Source organism: Acinetobacter sp. YH12200, from assembly GCF_013418175.1.
Lineage (GTDB): Bacteria > Pseudomonadota > Gammaproteobacteria > Pseudomonadales > Moraxellaceae > Acinetobacter > Acinetobacter pseudolwoffii.
The window spans coordinates 54,799-77,449 of sequence record NZ_VPCO01000007.1 but is presented as its reverse complement, the minus strand read 5'-3'; the positions used below and the strand labels follow the sequence as shown (position 1 = coordinate 77,449).

Here is a 22,651-nt window from a genome sequence, read left to right as displayed (position 1 = left end):
GTTTCGGGGGAAGAGTTGAGTGATGAATGCGACACAATTGCAAAAAACCTTAAGAGCAAGCCAATATGCTGAACAGGTATTGGCCAATCACCAGAGCCTCCTGGAACAGGATTATGCAATTGACCAGTTTCAGGCTGCACTCAGTCGGGAATATATTGATCAGCTGGTCCAGCACTGTATCCTGAATATTATAGACGAAGCCGCCTGGATGCGCGCCATGCGTATTCTGCGGGCCCGCCTGATGTTTCGCTGGATCTGGCAGGATGCCAATCAACTGACCGATGTCATCACCCTCACCCGAGAACTCTCCGATTTTGCCGATGCCTGTATTTGTGCAGCCAAAGATTTTGCCCGTATGCCGATTGCTGCCAAGTATGGCCAGCCGATTGCTTATAACGGTAAAGTTCAGGATCTTATTGTCATCGCTATGGGCAAACTCGGCGCGCAAGAACTTAATCTTTCCAGTGATATTGACCTGATTTTTGCCTTCGATGAACAGGGTGAAACCGATGGACGCAAATGTATCGATGTGCAGCAGTTTTGCATCCTGTGGGGACAAAAACTGATTCACCTGCTGGATCAGATCACGGCGGATGGTTTTGTGTTTCGGGTCGATATGCGTCTGCGTCCTTGGGGTGATGGTTCAGCCCTGGCCATTAGTCATGTGGCCTTAGAGAAATACTTAAGTCAGCATGGCCGGGAATGGGAGCGCTACGCTTGGATCAAGGCGCGTGTTGTCAATCCAAGTCCGGAAGGTGATGCCCTGCTTGATATGACCCGTCCTTTTGTCTTTCGTAAATACGTGGATTACAGTGCTTTTGAAGCCATGCGCGAAATGAAAGCCATGATCGAGCGTGAAGTCCAGCGGCGTAATATTGAAGATGATATCAAGCTCGGTGCTGGCGGTATTCGCGAAGTTGAATTTATCGTGCAGGTCTTTCAGCTGATTTATGGTGGAGCCAAACTTGAATTGCAGGATCGCCAATGTCTGGTCAATCTGAACCATCTCGATGATGCTGAACTCTTGGATGAACAGGCAGTCCAAGATCTGGAAGATGCCTATTTGTTCCTGCGCCGGGTGGAACATGCGATTCAGGCCTTAAACGATCAACAAACCCAATCTTTACCGACTGAGCCTGATTTACGTCAGCGAATGGTGGAAACCTTAGGTTTTGCAGACTGGTCAGATTTTATGACTGTCCTGAACCAGAAGCGAGCCAAAGTCATTTATCAGTTTGAGCATCTGATTAAGGAAAATGAACCGGAAACCCAGGTCGAAAGTTTTGTCCAGCTGGAAAAGAAGCTCAACGATGTTCTGGATGATGCCGCCAAGAATCTGGTTCATGAATTCTGGCATGGTCATGCATTGAAAAAGTTGCCGGCCAAGGCGATTCAACGTTTAAAAACCTTTTGGCCTTATCTGATTGAAGCGATTCTGGAGTCTGCCAAGCCGCAAATGGCGTTGTTGCGTCTCATGCCCTTGGTTGAGTCGGTGATGCGCCGTACTGTCTATCTGGTCATGCTGATTGAAAGTAAAGGCGCACTGCAACGACTGGTCAAAATGGCCACGGTGAGTCCCTGGATTTGTGAAGAACTCTCGCAATATCCGGTATTGCTGGATGAGTTTCTGTCGATGGATTTTGAGTTGCCGAAACGACAGGATCTGGAAGATTCTTTACGCCAGCAATTACTCCGTATTGAGATTGATCAGGTTGAAGATCAGATGCGGGTATTGCGCCTGTTTAAAAAATCCAATGTCTTGGCCGTCGCAGCCAGTGATGTTCTGGCTGAAAGTCCTTTGATGAAAGTTTCTGATGCCTTAACCGATATTGCTGAAGTATCTGTCAATGCAGCCCTGCATTTGGCCTATCAGATGGTGGCCAAAAGACATGGTTTTCCACTGGATGCCGAAGGCAAGCGTTGTTCAATCGAGCATACTGCCTTTGCGGTCATTGGTTATGGCAAGGTCGGTGGCATTGAACTGGGTTATGGCTCGGACTTGGATTTAGTGTTTATTCATTTTATGGGGGAACAGGCCGATACGGATGGACTCAAGCCGATTAGTGGTTTTGAGTTTGCCATGCGTGTAGCACAAAAATTCATGTCATTGATGACCACGCAAACCCTGGATGGGCGGGTCTATGAAGTCGATACCCGTTTACGTCCTTCAGGTGAAGCAGGCCTTTTGGTCACCAGTCTGAAAGCCTTTGAACAATATCAGCTTAAGAGTGCCTGGTTATGGGAGCATCAAGCCTTGGTGCGCGCGCGTCCAATTGCGGGTGAGCTAAGCCTAAGACAAAAATTTGAAATCTTACGCCGTAATATTTTGATTCAGCCTCGTGATGAAAATTATGTGCGGGCAGAAGTACTAAAAATGCGTCAGAAAATGAAGGATCATCTGGGCTCCTCCAAAGCGCAGAAAAAAGATGGAATTTTTCATTTAAAACAAGATACAGGTGGTATCGTAGACATCGAATTTATGGCACAGTATGCGGTGTTGGCCTGGAGTGGGACGAATAAAGATCTCGCCCATTTCTCCGACAATGTAAGAATTCTTGAGGATACCGCAAAATCAGGTTGCTTATCCAGCGACGATGCGACTGCTCTGATTCAAGCTTATCTCAGTGAACGCGCCGAGAGCCACCGCTTAGCCCTTGCAAATCAATCCATGCAAGTGTCTGCAAGCGACTGGCACGATACCCGAATGACCGTTTGCAAGTTATGGCAAAGACTAATTGATCCAAGTGCAAGCTTTGCGCTGGATAGTGAATAATTGTGAAAAATTGGAGTTTGTGGCATGAATTTGGCTGATCGTGATGGTTTCATTTGGCAAGATGGACAACTAGTAGACTGGCGTGAGGCGAAAACTCACGTATTAACACATACATTGCATTACAGCATGGGTGTGTTTGAAGGCGTCCGTGCCTATGAAACTCCGAATGGAACGGCTATTTTCCGTCTAAAAGAACACACCAAGCGTTTGTTGAATTCTGCAAAAATTTATCAAATGAAAGTTCCATTTGATCATGCAACATTAGAACAAGCGCAAATTGATGTGGTGCGTGAAAATAAACTGGCATCTTGCTATTTACGTCCAATCCTTTTTATTGGCTCTGAAAAATTGGGTATTGCAGCGACTGATAATACCATTCATGCCGTGGTTGCTGCATGGAGCTGGGGTGCTTACCTTGGTGATGAGGCAATGGCGAAGGGTATTCGCGTGAAAACATCATCGTTTACGCATCATCATCCGAACGTGACTATGTGTAAAGCGAAAGCGTCTGGTAACTACACGTTGTCTATTCTTGCCCATCAAGAAGTTGCGCATTCTGGTTATGACGAAGCTATGTTACTTGATCCACAAGGCTATGTATGCCAGGGGTCAGGCGAAAACGTATTCCTGGTGACTGACGGTGTAATTCATACCCCTGATATTGCCGGTGGTGCGCTGGATGGTATTACCCGTCAAACCATTATTACCATTGCCAAAGACCTGGGTTATGACGTGGTTGAACGCCGTATTACCCGTGATGAATTCTATATTGCCGATGAAGCGTTCTTTACCGGTACTGCTGCGGAAGTGACACCAATCCGTGAATATGATGACCGTCAAATTGGTGAAGGTGTCCGTGGCCCAATCACGACGCAAATCCAAAAAGCTTATTTTGATGCAGTTCAGGGTAAAGATCCTAAATATGCACATTGGCTAACTTACGTGAAATAAGTAATAATTTACTGATTGAAAAAACCTCTCATTTGAGAGGTTTTTTTTAAGGGATATACTTATTCTGCCGAACTTATGTCATCATATTCGGTATCCAGAAGATTTTAAGATGAGCTTAGGCATACGCAATGAGTAACATCGTTATTTGTATGAAATGGGGAACCAAATACGGTTCTGAATACGTCAATCGTTTATACAACATGGTTAAACGACATACGACAGTCGATTTCAAAATGGTCTGTCTGACGGATCGTACGGAAGGAATTAATTCTGAAGTACAATGTTTCCCAATTCCACCTTTGGCATTGCCTGAAGGTGCGCCTGAGCGTGGCTGGAATAAGCTGTCTACTTTTGAACCGGATTTATATGGTTTAGAAGGGAATGCACTTTTTCTCGATTTAGATGTGGTGATTGTCGATAACATCGATGAATTCTTTACCTATCCGGGTGATTTTTTAATTATTCATGACTGGAAACGTCCTTGGCGTATTACAGGTAATAGTTCAGTTTATCGTTTTAAACTTGGTGCTTTCCCAGGTCTATTGCCATATTTCCGTGAAAACTTTGATGAAATTCGTCAAAAATTCCGCAATGAACAGGCATATTTGTCTTGGTATGTCGATAAATATGCCAAACAAACTTACTGGCCTGAAAGTTGGTGTAAGAGCTATAAATATCATTGCCTACAAAAAATTCCGATGGCCTTCTTTAAGCCACCCGTCAAGCCTGAAGGCGCGAAAATTATTATTTTCCATGGTGAGATTAACCCACCTGATGCAGTCAATGGCGGTGGTGGTAAATGGTATCGTTATGTGTTGCCATCAAAATGGATTAAGGATGCTTGGCAGTAAGCTGTCATAAATTGGTTTTTTGAACATGCCTGTAAGAAAAAAAAGTAAATTTGAACAGTGGTTTTCATTTAGTCGACATCAACGTCGTTTTGGTGCAGATAAACTATATGCTGAACTTCAGGGTGTTGATATTGAGTTGTTAAAATCTCAAGTGATTGAGGGTAACGAGCTTAAATATACTCATGGCTCAGCAAAAGATCTCAATGAGCATATCGAGCAGCTTAAACATGAATTTGTGGGACAGTCTGCTCTAAACCATTATCATGCAAGCTTGATTGTCTTGATTCGTCGTGAAGTGGACGTTCAAGAAAATTTTGAAAAGTTTAAAGAGCTTTGGACTGTTGAACGAGATTTTCTCTTAAGATCTTTAAATATTCGATGGTTAATTTCAGCGTGTGATACGTTTTTAGATTTGCATGATGATATGACACTCAAAGCAATATTAATGAATGCGGTGGTATTGATTAATACTTTGAAGCTCCAAGAAACTGAACGTTATTTGTGTGATCAATCCTTGCAAGTCAACTTAGAACACCAAACAAAATTACAAACAGAACGTTATGCGTTGTTTGATGGTACTTCAGCTTTTGCTGTTGGAACGGATGATACGTTACGAAACATGCGTTGGCGACTCGACCAAATTTGTGCTGTTCATCCACTGGGGCAGTTGGTGATTGAAATCTTTGATCGCTTACAGCGCGAAGAAAACAATAATGTCTATTCACGTTTTAAGCAGCGCCATACACGTGAAAAAACACGTTGGTGGTAAAATATGCAAATATTCATTATTAATCTAGAATCATCGACGCAACGTTTAGCGTTTCAAAAAGATCAATTCGAAACGTTAAATTTAAACTTTGAGCGTATTGCTGCAGTTTCCACCAATGATATCAGTGACCAAGATTACGAACGATTAGGTTTTGGTTGGCAGCGCCCATTACGAAAAGTTGAAGTTGCGTGTTTTCTGAGTCATAAAAAGGCTTGGGAGAAAATTATATTATCTCAACAGCCTGCTCTGATTTTAGAAGATGATGCCGTAGTTGCTCAAACGATGGCATCAGTATTAGGCGAAATTGATGCTGCAAATTTTTTAGATATTGATCTAATTAATTTTGAAGTAAGAAGCCGTAAAAAAATTATTTCTAAGCAGCCAATGCAAGTGTTGAAGGATTGTCAAATAAAGCTGTTTGATTTATATCAAGACCGAACTGGGGCAGCAGGATATTTACTTTATCCATCGGGTGCTAAAAAGTTATTAAAAAGGCTTGAAAAAACTGCACCTGCAATTGCAGATGGATTTATTTTTAGTGCATATGAATTAAATGTATTACAAGCTGAGCCAGCACTGATTATTCAAGAAGATCAATTACAAGCATATGGTCTAATAGCAGAAAATCAGTTTGACTCTACAATTGGGCGTTCTGAGCATTATAACCCCATTTACCGATCTGTCGCTGAGAAGAAAGTATTTAAACAGCGTAGGATTTTAGGGCAATGGCACATGGCTTGTCGTTATTTGCAAGTAATGTTTAAAGCACAAAAGCGGTTTATATTTTTAGACAAAAATCGATTTAAATAGGGTTGTGTAATGAAAAGATTGATTATGGACTTGGATGATACTATTTGCCAAACAGAAAATGGCGATTATATGAATTCGAAACCGATTTATGAAGTAGTAAAAAAAATGAAGGAATATAAAAATAAAGGTTTTGAAATCGTCATTAATACAAGTCGAAATATGAGAACATATCAGGGAAATACAGGAAAAATCACAGCTAATACATTACCTATAATTATAGAATGGCTAAATCAAAATGATGTGCCATATGACGAAATCTATATAGGAAAACCGTGGTGTGGTTTTGAAGGATTTTATGTGGATGATAAAGCTATCCGACCTGATGAGTTTGTAAATTTAGATTATGATGAAATTGAGAAATTAATAGGTTCGTTTAAATAACAAAGGATTGATATGTTTATAATTCCAATGGCAGGCTTAAGTTCTAGATTTTTTAAAGCAGGTTATGTAAAGCCAAAGTATCAGTTAGTGTTGCCTAATAATTTGAGTATGTTTGAGTGGTCTATGAGGTCATTTGAATATTATTTTAAGACAGATACCTTTTTATTTATAGTACGAGATTTATACGAAACACAAGAATTTGTTAAAGAGAAGTGTACTAAGCTTGGGATCTTAAACTTTATTATTGTAGTCTTAAGTGATGAAACAAGAGGTCAAGCCGAGACTGTATATTTAGGTTTAAAAAATATTATAGATAAAGTTGATGTTTTAACTGAAGAAGTATATGTATTTAATATTGATTCATATAGACATCATTTTAAAAAACCAAATATTTCAAAAAAATGTGACGGATATATTGAAGTTTTTCAAGGCGAAGGAGATCATTGGTCTTTTATAGAAATTAATGATAGCGGAAAAGTGATTAGAACGACTGAGAAAGAACGTATATCAAATTTATGTAGTGATGGACTCTATTTTTTCAAAAATGTAAAAAAATATTTGAATTTAGTTGAAAAGGGAATTGAGCATAACAAGTTTGTAAAAGGAGAGCTTTATATAGCACCACTGTATAACTTAATAATTCAGGAAGGTGGTGATATAAGATATGACTTAATTGATATAACTGACATAGAGTTTTGTGGAACCCCTACAGAATTTATGGATATCTCTAATAAAATGTTGGGTACTTAAGTAGTATGATTTTAATAAGTTCATCAGCATATGTTGTAAATGAATTCCAAACTGAGTTGGGCGAAATCCCCCCGTGCTTTTTACCTTTAGGTAATAAAAAATTAATTGAACACCAAGTTTTTCAATTAAGAGATTATTATCCTAACGAGAAAATAATTCTTTCCTTACCTGAATCTTATATTCTATCGTGTAGTGAATCGAAATTATTGGGAGAATTGGATTTAAATTATTTTAGTGTTCCAGATGAATTTACGCTATCAGAATCAATAAGTTATATTCTAAATGTTGTAGATTTTGAATTGGAAACCTTGAAGTTGATTTATGGAGATACATTAATAAGGGAGTTTCCAAGTTTAGAAAATAAAGATTTAATAGGTACGGCATTTACACAAGATGGTTACAAGTGGTTCATAGAAGATCATATTAATGAATTACCATTAGTTTGGTGTGGTTATTTTATATTTTCATCAAAACAAAAATTATTACAGTGTCTTGCTTTAAACAGGGCTGATTTTATTCAGGCTGTACAAATGTATCGTTCTATAGTTCCAATGAATATTTATATATGTGAACAGTGGTTGGATTTGGGACATATTAATACATATTTTCGATCAAGAGCACTCATAACGACTCAGAGATCTTTTAATGATCTAAGTATAAAGAATGGAATTCTTTTTAAATCAGGAGAGCCTAGTCAAAAAATTTTAGCAGAAAGTAATTGGTTTAAAAGTATTCCTACAGAGTTAAAGATTTTTGTACCACATTTAATTCATGAAGCGACCGAACAAAGTGGTAGAGTAACTTATGCACTTGAATATTTGCCTAATCTTCCCCTAAATGAATTATTTGTTCATGGTAAGAATGCCCCTATAGAGTGGAATACTATTTTTTTGCGTATTAGAGAATTCTTAAATATTTCTAGTTTAAGTAATGTGGATAATAATTTATCTGATGTTGTTGGGAAAGATTTTATACAATTAGTAAGAGATAAGACATTCTCAAGACTTTCAAGTATTAAAGAATATAATAGTGTTAATTTAGATACACACAATTTTTATGATGGTTTGGAATTACCCTCATTAAAATATATTTGTAATTATTGTATACAAAAAGTCTTAGAATTAAAGAGTTATCCTTCCATAATGCATGGGGATTTTTGCTTTAGTAATATTCTTTTTGATTCACGTTCTAATAGAATAAAATTAATTGATCCAAGAGGAATTAATGCTAATGGGGAAATTTCTATTTACGGTGATCAAAAATATGATTTGGCTAAATTAACGCATTCAATAATTGGTCTTTATGATCATATTATGGCTGGTCGGTATTTTATCCTTGGCTCTAAAACGAAAAATGTCAGAATTGATTTTGATATAGATCAAAGAATATATGAAATACAAAAAATATATTTAGATTTAATTTTAATTGAAGATTTGGAGACGGAGAAGATTTTACCTCTAGTTATCTTATTATTTGTCTCGATGGTACCTTTACATAGTGATCGTAAAGATAGACAAGAAGCTATGTTATTGAATGCTTTAAGGCTATACAAAGAATATTGCATTTAATTATGTATTTTGTGCTTGTTACTTCAATAAAGTAACAAGCATATTTTATTTAAAAAGAAGAAATAACTTTTGGATTTTTCGATAAGTTCTCTTTAAATTTAATATTCTTTTAAGTAAATATGGAGACCATTTATAAATTTTAGCTAAATTTTGACGAAATTTAATAGAATCTGGAAAGGAATATTTTGGATTCAAATTAATAATAATATTCCTTTTTTTTCTATACATTTCTAAAATATCATTTGTAGAATAACAGAAAAGATTGCAAAATTCAGAATCATAAGATTTTTGAAATTTAGGCATACTTAGGTCAATATCTTTAGGGTGACATATGAAAAAAGTATCAACTAGAATATTTTCAAAATTGCTAATTATTTCTTTATTATGATCATTGTGGAATGCTATTGGAAATTTTTCTTCTTTGAAAAGAAAGTTTAAACAGAGCCATTGTTCTACTGCATATCTAGACCTAAATTTTTTTTCTATCGTATTTGAAAAAATAGCATGAGGGTACCTTTCATACCAACTTGCATATTCTTCAGTATAATAAGGGCAGGAAAAATATCGTATTAAATCCTCTTTTAAGCCCAGTAAAAGAATGTCACTTATATGGTAAGGAAGTCTTTCATTAAAATTAGGATTAAGAGAGTATAATGAAATAGTGATAATTCTTTCAGAGGATTTTTTAATATCTCTTGTATCACTATAATTTAAAATTTGATTCCATATTTCTAAAATTTTATCTGATTTTAACGTTTGATCTGTTCTTAATTTTAATATTAACTCTCTATCTGATGCTTCAATCCCAGCATAAGTTGACTTTATTTGTCTATTGATATTGTTAACTCTAGAATCAAATTTGAGTGGTGAAAGTACACCTATATCTTCATTAATAATAACTTTATCGAAAATATTTTCTATATCTTCAAAAAACTCATTTGTTGATAAGATGATTTGACAATTTTTAAATTTCTCTCTTAAAATTTTGACATTTTTATTTATTGAGTATTCCTGATAAATAGGACCTTGAATTACTATAGAAAGTTGATCTGATTTCATGATTTATTACTTAATTTACAAGGAGGTTGGTAATTATTAGAACAAGAATTAATATGATAGCTAGACTAAATTTAAAGTATTTTTTATATTTTTCATTGTTATGACCCTTTATTTTATAGTAAAGATTCTTATTAGTAGGACGTACAATAATATTATTTTTCGAATCAAATCTCACTACATCATAGTTATATAAATAAAATTGATGGCTCATATTACGTCTAACAATACTTTCATGAAAAGACATTTCAGGATGAAAACTAAAAGTAGGAAATTGATTTGGATAATCTATATAAAATTTTTCAAAGAAGTTAAAGTCTTTAAAGTAGTTTTTAATAGAAGTCTCTGAAAATAATAAAAATATATCAGACGCTTTATATACTGATTGCATTTTTTGTTCGGTAATTAGCATTGAAGGATAATTACTAAAACTGATTACAGTATTTGCACTTATAATAAATTCTTTGATAAAATTATTTAAATTGAATTCAGTATTCAATTTTACATCAGGTCTAATAACTATTACATAATCATATTCTATGTTATGTATTTTTTGATAATTAGATTTTAGTAAGTATGCTTCATGCATACTATGTAGCATATACTTTAAACCATGTAAAGAAACACTATTTTTTTTTAATTTTGAGTCTTTATCTTTTGAGTACTCTCCTATATCTTCTATAAAGTTTTGATGTTCTACCTTAATGGATTTAGGTTTATAAATTCCCTCTACTTTATGTAGGTTTAGATTATCATTTTTATTTTTAAATCGACTGGTATCTGTTATATCCCATGTATGGATAAAAACATCGCAGTCATATTTTTCTAGTAGATTAGCTTTTAAAGATTGAGAACACTCTTGAAAAGTTCTCATATGTCCAAATAATAATACAGCTAATTTCATATATGATTCAGATAAAAACTATTTCATGAATTATAACGTTTTTCTAAATTAATAAGAAGATAGTTTTCTACAAACTAATTTTACTTGTAGAAGTCAAAAATATTTTTTAACCTCCTAAACCTTTTATACCCCCACAAATACTGTTCTGGAGCGACATTAATCATGCGCTCCATTTCTTTATTTAAAGTATCGACAGAAAGCTGTAAATCCTTCGATAAAATATCATTTGATAATTCAGTCACGTAAATATCATAACCCGATAAATCTTCACGTCTTAAACAACTGAGTCCAACCACAGAGCATTGTGTTTTAGCCGCAAGTTTGGAAAGAAGCGTAGAAGATAGCGCATTTTGACCATAAAAATAAGAATAGATTCCACCAGATTCTTTAGGGACATGATCCGGTAAAATCGCAGAAAAACCACCCTGTTTGAGATGCTTAAATAAAGCGCGTACACCAGAATCATCGGTCGGAACCAGTGTCGCATTCAGACGTTGCCGAGCTTCCAGCATAAAGCGATCGACATCTTCATTTTTGCTGGGCTTATACATAATCACAGGAGAGGTATGTTGATTGACCCAGACATTCAACAGCTCCCACGTGCCAAAATGAGGCACTACCGCCAAGCAGCCATGCGGGTTTTTTAAAGCCTGAATAAATAAATCTGCACCATGCACATCTCGAATTAAAGACAGCGCATAATCTGGTGATGAACCCCAAATCTTGACCGATTCTGCATAGGTCATACACTGACTTTTCAGGCTGCGTTTGCTTAAATCAGCACGTTCAGATTCCGAAAGTTCAGGATAGGCAGAGGCCAGATTAATCTCAGTCACTCGGCGTGCAGAAGAATGGCTGAGATACAAAAGAGATCCAGCCAGTTGCGCAAGATTTTGAATCAATCTTAATGGAAATTTGGAGAAATTTTTCAGTAAGGTGTACATGCTATCCAGAGCGTCAGATTATAGGTCTTTATCTGGATTGCCCTTCAGCACCATATAAATCAAACCGACGAAAATCAGTAAGGCACCTAAAATACTGCTCAGGCAAAAATACACAATACGTTCATTGGTATCGAGGTTGAACAGGTTGTTGGCAAGGATATAGCGCATGAACAGCCATTGAACCACTGAAAATACAATAAGCATAATGCTGCGATTACGAACTGCAGGACGCATAGCCATTGCTAATTACCTTAGATTGAAAACTGTCGCTATTATGCCACTGTTCCAGATGCGACTCAATCTTACAAAAAAAGCCCCACACGAGGCAGGGCTTTTTCACTTAAAACTTCAAGAATTATTCTTGAGATTCAGCTTTCGGTTTTTCGCGTAAGCGAATACCAAGGTCACGCAGTTGGTTTGATTCAACTGGTGCTGGCGCTTGCGTTAATGGACATTCAGCAGTCTTGGTTTTCGGGAATGCAATCACGTCACGAATAGAAGATGCACCAGTCATCAGCATCACCAGACGATCCAGACCGAATGCCAAACCACCATGCGGAGGAGCACCGTAACGTAATGCATTTAATAAGAAGCTGAATTTCTCTTCTGCTTCTTCTTCATCAATACCTAAAGCTTCAAAGATCGCTTTTTGCATTTCAAGGTTGTGAATACGCAGTGAACCACCACCGACTTCAGTACCGTTCAATACCATATCGTAAGCAACAGACAGAGCAGCGCCTGGATTGTTTTTTACGTCTTCAACGCTAGATTTAGGCAGTGTGAATGGGTGATGCACAGAGGTCCATTTGCCATCGTCAGTTTCTTCGAACATCGGGAAGTCAACGACCCAAAGCGGTGCCCACTCGCAAGTTGCAAGTTTCATGTCATGACCGACTTTAATACGTAAAGCACCCATCGCATCGTTTACGATTTTGGCTTTGTCCGCACCAAAGAATACGATGTCGCCATTTTCAGCACCCACACGTTGCAACAGATCCAGCACGATTGGCTCGATGAATTTCACGATTGGAGACTGAAGACCTTCGATACCTTTTTCAAGTTCGTTGACTTTGATATAAGCCAAACCTTTTGCACCGTAGATGCCGACAAATTTGGTGTATTCATCAATCTGGCTACGTGGCAATGAACCTGCACCCGGTACGCGAAGCGCAACGATACGACCTTTAGGATCTTTAGCAGGACCTGCGAATACTTTGAACTCAACGTCTTGCATCATGTCTGCAACGTCAACCAGTTTCAAAGGAATACGCATATCCGGTTTATCAGATGCATAGTCACGCATTGCATCGGCATAAGTCATACGTGGGAATTTGTCGAATTCAACATTTAAAAGTTCTTTGAACATTTTAACCGTCAAGGTTTCCATCAAATCCATAATGTCATCGTCACTCATGAACGATGTTTCAACGTCAATCTGGGTAAATTCTGGCTGACGATCTGCACGCAGGTCTTCGTCACGGAAACATTTTGCGATTTGGTAGTAACGATCGATACCGCCGACCATCAACAACTGTTTGAATAGCTGTGGAGATTGTGGCAGTGCATAGAAGCTACCGTTTGATACACGGCTTGGTACCAAATAGTCACGCGCGCCTTCTGGGGTTGCACGGGTCAAAATCGGAGTTTCAACGTCTAGGAAACCATTGTCTTCGAAGTAGTTACGAATCAGGTTGGTCAATTTAGAACGGAAACGTAGGCGATCTAACATTTCTGGACGACGGATGTCCAAGAAACGGTATTTCAAACGAACTTCTTCAGAAATATTGGTGTTTTCGTCATTCAAAGGGAATGGCGGAGTGTCTGACTGAGCAAGAACTTCAATTTCTTTACCCAAGACTTCGATCTGACCGCTCACCATATTGGCATTTTCTGTGCCTTCATAACGGCGACGTACACGGCCTGTAATTTTTAATACGAATTCTGAACGTACTTTGTCCGCAGTTGCGAATGCTTCAGGGGTATCCGGGTCAATAACCACTTGAACAAGACCGTCACGGTCACGCATATCAAGGAAAATCACACCACCGTGGTCACGGCGACGGTGAACCCAACCGCATAATGTTACAGTCTGGTCAATTTGAGTTTCGGTTAAAGAACCGCAGTAATGAGTTCGCATCATAGCGTTAGAAATCCAACTATATGGGTTAAGGTCAGCGAATACGTAAACAGCGTACCGCTTTGAGTAGAGGTAGGATTATGCCTCTTTGGGCATGTTGTCACAAGAACTTGGGTCAAAAACAATATCATTTTAAAGTGAATGAGATAAAAGCCAGCACTTTGCTTAGCCCATCCGGCGATCGCGATCTAAAAATAAAAACAGCAAACAGCCCAGACTAAAAGTGATCAGAAAACCCTGACTGAATTGATTGATGGAACGGCCGGTAAAATAGTACAGATCGGATTGCCAGACTTCTGTAGAGATATAACGTGCATAATCCCAGACTGAAAATAGGCCAGTGAATATCGAAAACAGCAATAATCCGCAGGCATAAGCTTTGATTTTCAGGTTCACTGCCAGATATTGCTGATGCTTTTTATAGTAATGCACGCTCATCCACAGCATAAACGGTAAGGCCAGAAAGGAAGTGCCGATTTGTAAAATTCGATGCAGCGGATAACTGTGTCCAAAAAGCTGAAATGGTCGTGCTAGAAAATCATGAAAAGCAAAAGTACGAAAGTCCACATGAGTCAAACCATCCCAGATTAAATGCGTGGCAGTACCAATGATCACCGCCAGACAAACTGCCAGAAAAAACTTGAATGCTGAAATGAGAGTGTGAATATTTAGATCATGCTGAATTCCGACAAAGCGGTAAATGGCTGGCCGATATAGAGCATACCAGATTGCACAAAAGCCCAATCCGATCCACAGGTCCGGATGAATCAGCGAGGACCATAAATGCGTAACATTCGAATTGCTGGAACTAAACAGACGATGTAAATCGGGCACCATACAGCCAATCGCCAATGCAGCAATCGGAAGCCGGTTTCCGCTTAAACGTGAAAGAGGTGGCGCAAGTACAGCATGAGACAGGGTAAAGGGCATAAAAGTTTTTTTAAAGATGAAAATAACCAGAAAACACATTTTAATAAAATATGCGAAGGATTATCGTAAAGGATTGCAAAAATAATGAAATGTTATATTATAACACTAACCCAGATTACTGAATTTGAGCTTCGGTCATGTCCTTTCCTAAGAATCTAATAACATTGTCAATTTTTGCTGTAGTTGCGCCTACAGTATTTGCAGAGCAATCCTCATCTTCTATCCCGGTTCAGACCATGGACACGATTCAGGTGCAAGCTCATCCATTGGTGCAGACTGCGGCAGATTTTGCGGTTGCAGATCATGTGGTGGATCAGAAAGCGCTGTCTGAACGTGCCACCACCATTGGTGATGCCTTGGCAGATGAGCTTGGGGTTTATTCTAATCAATATGGCTCAGGCTCAAGCCGTCCGGTGATTCGTGGGCAAGATGGGCCACGTGTCAAAGTCTTGCAGCATGCTTCAGAGACAGCCGATGTTTCCACGTTATCTCCAGATCACGCCGTCACCGTCGATCCGATTTTGGCGAAACAGGTCGAAGTGATTCGTGGGCCATCGACGTTGCTCTATGCAGCAGGAACAGTGGGTGGTCTGGTCAATGTCACCGATCAGAAAATTCCGACCCAGATGCCTGAAGATGGTTTAGAAGGTACAGTCGGCCTGCGTTATAACTCAGGCAGTGATGAAAAACTGGCAAGTGCTGGTGTGACAGCAGGTATTGGTGAAAACTTTGCTTTGCGTGTAGAAGGCTCAAAACGTAAGACCAATGATTATATTGCTCCGGATTATTTTCATGAGCATGATGACGAATTAGAAAAAGAACGTCGTGTGGGCAATACTTTTGCTGAAGGGCAGACAGTAAATATTGGCGGATCATGGATTCATGATCGTGGTTTTGTCGGGCTGTCTTATAGCAACCGTCAGGATCAGTATGGTTTACCAGGTCATAGTCATGAATATCATGAGTGTCATCCCCATGGTACTGAAATCCATTGCGGTAGCCATGATCCAGCGCCACAACCAGATCCAAATGCAGTTGAAGAAGAACATGCGCATGGCGGACCATGGGTCGATTTAGAGTCACATCGTTATGATCTGCGTACCGAACTGAATAACCCGTTTGCCGGTGTTGAAAAACTACGTGCACATGCTAGTTTTACAGATTATGAACATGATGAGCTTGAAGAAAGTGAAGTGATCAGTAACTTTAAAAGTAAAGGTTATGACAGTCGTTTAGAGTTGGTACATGTGCCAGTTGCAGGTTGGGAAGGTGTAGTTGGAGCGCAATATAGCCAACAAAAAATTAATCTTGCTGGTGGGGCAGAAGAACATGATGATCATTCCCATAGCAGTGTTCTGATGGCAGATACCAAAACTGAAAAATATAGTTTATTTGGTCTTGAGCATAAACAGATCGGTGATGTACATGTTGAACTCGGTGCACGGGTAGAACATCAAAAAATTGATGTAGACTCAACTCAAAAAGACTATTCAGATACTGGTTTGTCTGCTTCAGCCGCAGCGAATTGGGAGTTTGCACCTCGTTATAAATTATCGGTGGTCGGTTCACATCAGGAACGTTTGCCTCTAGCGCAAGAGCTGTATGCTGATGGTCTGCATTTTGCGACCAATACCTATGAATTGGGGAATCCTGATCTTGATAAAGAAAGGTCAAATAATCTTGAATTAGGTCTGCACTATGCAGGGGATAAACTGGATTACCATGTGCATGTCTATCACAACTGGTTTGATGATTATATTTATGGCGAAACGGTAGCGCAGAAAGGTAATTTGCGCGGCGTGCAATATACCCAAGACCAGGCCAGATTCTATGGCACTGAGGCTCAAGCCGGTTATCAGATCAATGATATGTACAAGCTGAGTGTCTTTGGCGATTACGTGCGTGGCAAAATTGAAGCTGAGAATGCACCACGTATTCCTGCCGGTCGCTTAGGCAGCAAAGTGGAAGCAGATTTTGCCGATGGCTGGTCAGGTCTGGCTGAATATTATCATGTCTTCAATCAGGACAAGATTGCCAGCTATGAAGAGGAAACCCAAGGCTACAACATGGTCAATGTGGGCTTAAGCTATACCAATACCCTTGCAGATAACAATGCTTATCGGGTGTATTTCAAGGCCAATAACCTGCTCGATGATCAGGTCTATTCCCATACTTCATTCCTGTCGAATATTCCGCAAGTCGGTCGTAACTTTAGCGTCGGTGTGCAGTATGATTTCTAAAGTAGTGATGAAATAACTGACCAAATCAAAGAGATGTCACTGAAATTGACTTGAAAAATCATCTGATAAAACCTAGCCTGAGCATATTGGGTTAGGTTTTTTCTTATGCGTATCTTTCAACGAATTCACAATAAACTGAACTGGTCAAATCGCCGTTATGCGGCATTGATTATCAGTCTACTGGCGGTCAGTTATCTGGCATCTGCTGTTTATCATACTTATAAGCCTTTACCAGAAGGTCTGAATTACACCGGCAAGCTGCGCCATGCCGAAGTCAAGTTTCTGGCCGATCGGACTTATCTGGATGCACAAGGAAAACAGCACTTAGATCATCGTATTTTTAATGAAATGCTGAAGATGATTGAAGAGGCCAAATCACTGATTGTGCTGGATCTGTTTTTATTTAATCAGCAAACCGGTGCCTCGACACAGGAACATCAGGCATTGAGTCAACAGTTGAGCGATGCCTTAATCAGTAAACGTCTGCTGCAACCGCAAGTTGAAATCAAGTTCATTACCGATCCGATCAATTCAGTCTATGGCGGAATTCAGTCCGAGCAGTATCGCAAGTTACGTCAGCATGGTATCGATGTAATTGAAACCAATCTGATCCCTTTGCGGGCGTCCAATCCGAGCTGGTCGGGGTTCTGGTATTTATGTTGCCAGGGCATTGGTAATAATCCGGAAAAAGGCTGGTTGCCGAATCCATTTGGCCCAGAAAAAATTACTCTGCGCAGTTATTTTGATTTATTTAACTTTAAAGCCAATCATCGTAAAACCTTGGTGGTAGACACCGATCAGGGCTGGAAAGCGCTGGTCACCTCCATGAATCCGCATGATGGGAGTTCGCGGCATTCCAATATCGGTTTATTGGTCTGGGGAACCACAGCCGTGGATATTCTGAGAACAGAACAATCGGTCGGCATCATGTCACAGGCCAATATGCCAGCCATTATCGCGGGCGATTTTCAGGCAGAAAATACCCAGCCACAGGTGCAGGTCCTGACGGAAAAAGCCATTTATGATGCGACTTTAAATCTGATTCAGACGGCGAAAGAAAATGAACAGATTGATCTGGCCATGTTTTATCTGTCCGAGCGTAAGATTATTAAAAGTCTGATTGCGGCGCATGAACGCGGGGTTAAGGTTCGGGTTTTACTCGATCCCAATAAAGATGCCTTTGGCCGTGAGAAAAACGGGATTCCAAACCGACAGGTGGCTTCGGAACTGCACAAGGCAGGCATTGATGTACGCTGGTGCAATACCCAGGGTGAGCAATGTCATAGCAAAATATTGATGAAGCGTAATGCTCAGCAGGCTGAAATGATTTTAGGCTCGGCCAATTTCACCGCACGCAATCTGAAAAACTATAATCTGGAAACCAATATGCGCGTGCTGGGTCAGCATCAGGCAGAAGTGTTTAAAGATGCCCAACAATATTTTGATGGTGCATGGTCAAATCTGAATGGCCGTGTGATGAGTGTGGACTATAGACAATATGAAGACAATTCATGGTCTAAATATTGGCTGTACCGCTTTATGGAATGGAGCGGCTGGTCGACGTTTTAGCATCTCTAATAATCTCCCTAAATCCCTCTTTTGAAAAGAGGGACTTTACCTCCCTTTTTTAAAGGGAGGGTAGGAGGGATTTTTTAAGGCTCCGGATTCGGTGGAACCAGTTCATCCAGTTCTTTATCGGACAATGCTTCAAGTTCAGCAAGATCCGTTTTAATTTTCCATTGCTCTTCATGGTCGACCGGATTGGGTAAACGCGCTTCTAGCCAGTCACAGACTACATCTGGCGGGAAATTGGCATGATTACATTGAATCACCCAAGACAAGAAATCTTTGGCGACACCATTCATATACGGTGGTGGCGATACTGGCAGGAACTGAGTCGGAAGACGTTCATTTTTAGAAATATAATTCAGGACATGACCTAGTTCCTGTACGGTCTGCCAAGCCAACGGATGATCTACATTGATCTGAAATTTAAACCACCATGCCTGTTTGCCATCTGAACCATAGCTATCAATCCGTTCTTTTTGAACACTCGGCACTTTAGAAAAATATTCATGTAAACGATCGAAATTTAAATCAGACACAGTATTCAACTCGAAACATTAAAAAAGTGATTTTAGCATAAAGCAGTCGCCTGCCGATGGGCCTGCTAGATTGAAAATACGCAGGCACATTACAAAAAATTGCAGGGTCAGTAAGCGTATTCATATTTTCTGCATTTATTTTGTTTAAAATATAAACGAGTGATTGAGAGGAAGCTCAAATGAAAATAGTGTTATTGAGTGCAATATTTGCTGCATTGCTATTGGGGGCTTCTGCACAGACGATGGCCGGAAACGCTTGGGGCGGATATACAGGGGTTGAACGTTCTAAGCCGAATTACCGCGCTGCACCATCACGCTCTTATGATCCACCACGGCACTCTTATCCGCAGCGTCCGATGCCACCTAGACCACATTACCCGCAACGACCGACCCATTGGGGTTATCCGCCTGCTCAAAGTCAAAGTGGTCTCAATATCCAGTATCAGGCACCGACCACGATTTATCAAAATTCCAATAGCTATAGCTGGGTGAATGGCGATCCGAATGTGGCTCGAATTGAAAGTTCAAGATATAGCGTTATCAGTGACTGGCAGCGTCTGGGCTTACCTGCACCACCGCGTGGCAGTTACTGGATTTATGAAAATGGACGTTATGTGCTGGTGCCGAATCGTTAAGTTAAAAATCCCCCTTTATTCAAGGGGGATTTTTTATATCAAGCCAACTCATCATCTTCCGGACGAGGCGTTTTGCCTTGTGGCACTGGTTTCTCGCTGTGTTTGTCACGAATTACCGATGGATAGGTCCATGACGCATAGCGCACCACTAAAATGGCAAATGCCATAATCAGGATCGAACCGGTAATAATCACCAGATCCATACTGGCTTTATGCGTGTGCTGAATGTCCGCAATGAGCAAGCGGGTCAGTGCGGTAATGGCAATATAAATCAGGAAGCGTACCGGCATATGATTGGTTTTAAAATAGATCCCCACCATGGCACCGAGTTCGAGATAGATGAACAGTAAAAGAATATCGTCAATGGTGGCGAACTGTTTCACGGTCAGAATATCGATGACGGTATGGCCAGCGGACCAGATCACCATACAGCCAATAATAAACAGCGCAATATAATGAAAACTTTCTACAGCAAGATTACCAAAACGGTCGAGGAGGGCTTCAAGTTTTTCAACTTTGGGATGGGGTTTCGGCATAAGATCCTCCTGATTTTTATGTGATATAAACAATACTTATAGAATAACCTGCAAAAATTATGCACAGAATGATTGGATGAAAAATAAAGATTAAATTATTTGAACTTTTGCGCTTTTTTTAGACTAAATTGCTATATTGTATGGGTGGTACATTGAATAAATAGGAGAAAAAAGTGTTAGATAAAATTCAAACAAAAATTGACCAATTAGAAGCCGGAAAAAAATTAATCCTCGGCGTAGGCATTAAGGCTGAAGATATGCAAAAGGTGGTGGAACTCTGCGAGTCTTTAGAGTCAGAGGGGAATATCAAAATTGTGAATAAACATCTGAATCCGAAAAGCAATAATCAACCGGATTCTTTAATGATTCAGAAAGTTTAAGTTTCGAATTGCAATCAAAAACGCCTGCATCAAGCAGGCGTTTTTGATTATGGCTGTTTCAGCTTAAGCTTGAGTCGTGAAGTAATCTTCAGAGAAGTTCATGATCAGGTCAGAACCTGATTTTACTTTGGTGATGCGTAGAGCCAGCTCAGGCAGAATGCGTTGCACAAAATAATTCGCCAAAGCCAGTTTGTTTTGATAGAACTCGCCCTCTTTATTTTTCGCAGCATTGGCAATACGCGCGAACATATACGAGAAGCTGAGCAGACCGACAGCGTGCAGATAGTCGACCGCGGTCGAGTTCGGGAAATCATGACTTTCTCTTGCTGCTTCCAGAATAAACTGAGTCACCGATTCGACTTCAGTCGCTGCATCCAAAGTGGCGTCTTTAATGAAGTTTAGGTCTGCATCCAGACTGTTGGCAAAGTCACGGATTTCAGAGATATATTCAGAGATATATTCACCGCCACATTTAATGGTTTTACGACCGATTAAATCTTGTGACTGTACGCCGTTGGTGCCTTCATAGATCTGGGAAATACGCAGGTCACGGATACATTGTTCCACGCCCCATTCACGGATATAGCCATGACCACCAAACACCATTTGCGCATCTAATGTTGCCTGGAAGGCAGTATCGGTTAAATAGGCTTTTGCGATTGGCGTGAGTAGTGCCACGCGGTCATTGGCTTTTTTCACCGCTTCTGGATCGGTAGAGAACTTGGTAATGTCCAGTTGCTGACCGACATAGACTGCAAAGGCACGAGACGCTTCATTGTTGGCACGTACATTCAGCAGCATACGGCGTACATCACCATGCACCAGAATACTGTCCGCCGGTTTGCTTGGTGATTGAACACCAGCCGCACTGCGACCCTGTAAACGATCGGTCGCGTATTGTGCAGCATTTTGATAAGCAAATTCAGAAGCACCTAAGCCCTGAATTCCCATGGACAGGCGTTCGTAGTTCATCATCACGAACATCGCAGCCAGACCTTCGTTTTCTTTACCCACCAGATAACCTTTAGCGCCATCAAAATTCATGACACAGGTCGCAGAAGCTTTAATGCCCATTTTGTGTTCGATAGAACCTGGCCCTACAGGATTGCGTTCGCCAACAGAACCATCTTCATTGACCAGGAATTTCGGTACGATGAACAGGGAAATACCACGTGAACCCGCAGGTGCATCTGGTGTTTTGGCCAGAACTAAATGAATGATGTTTTCCGCCAGGTCGTGGTCACCACCAGTGATGAAAATCTTGGTGCCGCTGATGCTATAGCTACCATCCTCATTGCGTTCAGCTTTAGTCTTGATAATCCCCAGATCAGTACCGGCATGTGGTTCAGTTAAGCACATGGTGCCCGACCATTCACCCGAATAAATTTTAGGTAAATAGGTTTCTTTTTGCGCTTGTGAAGCATAGCTGTTTAAGGCCATACCTGCACCGACAGACAGCAGCGGATACAGCATGAAAGACGGGTTGGTGGCAAACAGCATTTCATCAGAAAGTACCGTTAGCATTTTCGGCATTTCCTGGCCGCCCCATTCGGTATCTGCGCCCAACCCGATCCAGCCGCCTTCGGCATATTGTTTAAAGGCTTCTTTAAAGCCAGCAGGGGTAGTCACATTGCCATTTTCATATTTTGCGCCTTCTTCATCACCGCTACGGTTGAGTGGCAGGGTCACGTTTTGCGCAAATTTCGCCATTTCTTCCAGAATAGCTTCTGCTGTTGCAGCATCGAGGTGCGCTAAATTTTCATTGGCTTGCCAGAATTGTTCTGCATTAAAGACATCGTTGAGGATGAATTTCATATCGGCAAGTGGCGCGTTATAAATTGGCATGGTGTGTCACCTGTTTATTGTTTGATTAAATAAGTTTTAATCAGTCTAAAACACTCAAAATCTGAATGTTAGACGACTAAAGGTTA

Annotated in this window: 21 protein-coding genes; 12 read left to right on the top strand and 9 right to left on the bottom strand. The window is 40.0% G+C overall.

Annotation, left to right across the window (positions count from 1 at the left end; all coding sequences use genetic code 11):
- Positions 1 to 22 precede the first annotated feature (22 nt).
- The 8 genes from glnE to FTU90_RS06495 all read left to right on the top strand — a co-directional run bounded on the left by glnE (position 23) and on the right by FTU90_RS06495 (position 8,853).
- The gene (gene glnE / locus FTU90_RS06530) at positions 23 to 2,773 is read left to right on the top strand and encodes a bifunctional [glutamate--ammonia ligase]-adenylyl-L-tyrosine phosphorylase/[glutamate--ammonia-ligase] adenylyltransferase (protein ID WP_180072072.1); all 2,751 of its coding nucleotides are present in this window, start codon (positions 23 to 25) and stop codon (positions 2,771 to 2,773) included.
- Positions 2,774 to 2,797: 24 nt separating this feature from the next.
- On the top strand, positions 2,798 to 3,724 hold the full coding sequence (locus FTU90_RS06525; RefSeq protein ID WP_180072071.1) for a branched-chain amino acid transaminase: 927 nt from the start codon (positions 2,798 to 2,800) through the stop codon (positions 3,722 to 3,724).
- Between the two features lie 128 nt (positions 3,725 to 3,852).
- On the top strand, positions 3,853 to 4,575 hold the full coding sequence (locus FTU90_RS06520) for a glycosyltransferase (RefSeq protein ID WP_180072070.1): 723 nt from the start codon (positions 3,853 to 3,855) through the stop codon (positions 4,573 to 4,575).
- A gap of 25 nt (positions 4,576 to 4,600) precedes the next feature.
- The gene (locus FTU90_RS06515) at positions 4,601 to 5,344 is read left to right on the top strand and encodes a hypothetical protein (protein WP_180072069.1); all 744 of its coding nucleotides are present in this window, start codon (positions 4,601 to 4,603) and stop codon (positions 5,342 to 5,344) included.
- A gap of 3 nt (positions 5,345 to 5,347) precedes the next feature.
- Complete coding sequence (locus FTU90_RS06510; protein ID WP_180072068.1) at positions 5,348 to 6,154, top strand: glycosyltransferase family 25 protein; 807 nt, start codon at positions 5,348 to 5,350, stop codon at positions 6,152 to 6,154.
- Positions 6,155 to 6,163: 9 nt separating this feature from the next.
- Complete coding sequence (locus FTU90_RS06505; RefSeq protein WP_180072067.1) at positions 6,164 to 6,535, top strand: capsular biosynthesis protein; 372 nt, start codon at positions 6,164 to 6,166, stop codon at positions 6,533 to 6,535.
- A gap of 12 nt (positions 6,536 to 6,547) precedes the next feature.
- Positions 6,548 to 7,285 (top strand): glycosyltransferase family 2 protein, encoded by a 738-nt coding sequence (locus tag FTU90_RS06500; protein WP_180072066.1) that lies wholly within the window; start codon positions 6,548 to 6,550, stop codon positions 7,283 to 7,285.
- Positions 7,286 to 7,290: 5 nt separating this feature from the next.
- A complete protein-coding gene (locus tag FTU90_RS06495) occupies positions 7,291 to 8,853 on the top strand; it encodes a hypothetical protein (protein ID WP_180072065.1) in 1,563 nt (520 codons plus the stop codon).
- Positions 8,854 to 8,898: 45 nt separating this feature from the next.
- Here the strand turns inward: FTU90_RS06495 and FTU90_RS06490 are convergent, their stop codons facing one another.
- The 6 genes from FTU90_RS06490 to FTU90_RS06465 form a co-directional block, all read right to left on the bottom strand.
- On the bottom strand, positions 8,899 to 9,912 hold the full coding sequence (locus tag FTU90_RS06490; RefSeq protein WP_180072064.1) for a WavE lipopolysaccharide synthesis family protein: 1,014 nt from the start codon (positions 9,910 to 9,912) through the stop codon (positions 8,899 to 8,901).
- 10 nt (positions 9,913 to 9,922) lie between these two features.
- Positions 9,923 to 10,813, bottom strand: coding sequence for a hypothetical protein (locus FTU90_RS06485; RefSeq protein WP_180072063.1), 891 nt, complete (start codon positions 10,811 to 10,813; stop codon positions 9,923 to 9,925).
- Positions 10,814 to 10,893: 80 nt separating this feature from the next.
- Positions 10,894 to 11,757 carry a lysophospholipid acyltransferase family protein gene (locus tag FTU90_RS06480; RefSeq protein ID WP_180072062.1) on the bottom strand — a complete coding sequence of 288 codons (864 nt, stop codon included), beginning with the start codon at positions 11,755 to 11,757 and terminating at the stop codon, positions 10,894 to 10,896.
- A gap of 18 nt (positions 11,758 to 11,775) precedes the next feature.
- Positions 11,776 to 11,997, bottom strand: a complete 222-nt coding sequence (locus FTU90_RS06475) for a hypothetical protein (RefSeq protein ID WP_004733007.1) — start codon at positions 11,995 to 11,997, stop codon at positions 11,776 to 11,778.
- A 115-nt stretch (positions 11,998 to 12,112) separates the two neighbouring features.
- Entirely contained in the window at positions 12,113 to 13,897 is a 1,785-nt protein-coding gene (gene aspS / locus FTU90_RS06470) for an aspartate--tRNA ligase (RefSeq protein ID WP_180072061.1), read from the bottom strand.
- 162 nt (positions 13,898 to 14,059) lie between these two features.
- On the bottom strand, positions 14,060 to 14,824 hold the full coding sequence (locus FTU90_RS06465; protein WP_034609136.1) for a DUF4184 family protein: 765 nt from the start codon (positions 14,822 to 14,824) through the stop codon (positions 14,060 to 14,062).
- Positions 14,825 to 14,961: 137 nt separating this feature from the next.
- Between FTU90_RS06465 and znuD the strand changes: the two genes are divergently transcribed.
- Positions 14,962 to 17,064: a zinc piracy TonB-dependent receptor ZnuD gene (znuD, locus tag FTU90_RS06460; protein WP_180072060.1), complete on the top strand. Its 2,103-nt coding sequence runs from the start codon at positions 14,962 to 14,964 to the stop codon at positions 17,062 to 17,064.
- A 105-nt stretch (positions 17,065 to 17,169) separates the two neighbouring features.
- Positions 17,170 to 18,633 (top strand): phospholipase D-like domain-containing protein, encoded by a 1,464-nt coding sequence (locus FTU90_RS06455; RefSeq protein WP_100329215.1) that lies wholly within the window; start codon positions 17,170 to 17,172, stop codon positions 18,631 to 18,633.
- 83 nt (positions 18,634 to 18,716) lie between these two features.
- Here the strand turns inward: FTU90_RS06455 and FTU90_RS06450 are convergent, their stop codons facing one another.
- Positions 18,717 to 19,169: a hypothetical protein gene (locus tag FTU90_RS06450; protein ID WP_005095738.1), complete on the bottom strand. Its 453-nt coding sequence runs from the start codon at positions 19,167 to 19,169 to the stop codon at positions 18,717 to 18,719.
- A 179-nt stretch (positions 19,170 to 19,348) separates the two neighbouring features.
- Here FTU90_RS06450 and FTU90_RS06445 point away from each other — a divergent pair, with 179 nt between their 5' ends.
- Positions 19,349 to 19,804, top strand: coding sequence for an RcnB family protein (locus FTU90_RS06445; RefSeq protein WP_005095740.1), 456 nt, complete (start codon positions 19,349 to 19,351; stop codon positions 19,802 to 19,804).
- A 38-nt stretch (positions 19,805 to 19,842) separates the two neighbouring features.
- Here FTU90_RS06445 and FTU90_RS06440 read toward each other — a convergent pair whose 3' ends face one another.
- Positions 19,843 to 20,340, bottom strand: coding sequence for a phosphate-starvation-inducible protein PsiE (locus tag FTU90_RS06440; RefSeq protein WP_005095743.1), 498 nt, complete (start codon positions 20,338 to 20,340; stop codon positions 19,843 to 19,845).
- A 173-nt stretch (positions 20,341 to 20,513) separates the two neighbouring features.
- On the opposite strand from FTU90_RS06440, the gene FTU90_RS06435 reads away from it, so the two are divergent.
- On the top strand, positions 20,514 to 20,720 hold the full coding sequence (locus FTU90_RS06435; protein WP_005095746.1) for a hypothetical protein: 207 nt from the start codon (positions 20,514 to 20,516) through the stop codon (positions 20,718 to 20,720).
- A 63-nt stretch (positions 20,721 to 20,783) separates the two neighbouring features.
- Here FTU90_RS06435 and FTU90_RS06430 read toward each other — a convergent pair whose 3' ends face one another.
- Positions 20,784 to 22,565 (bottom strand): acyl-CoA dehydrogenase C-terminal domain-containing protein, encoded by a 1,782-nt coding sequence (locus FTU90_RS06430; RefSeq protein WP_180072059.1) that lies wholly within the window; start codon positions 22,563 to 22,565, stop codon positions 20,784 to 20,786.
- Between the last annotated feature and the right edge of the window lie 86 nt (positions 22,566 to 22,651).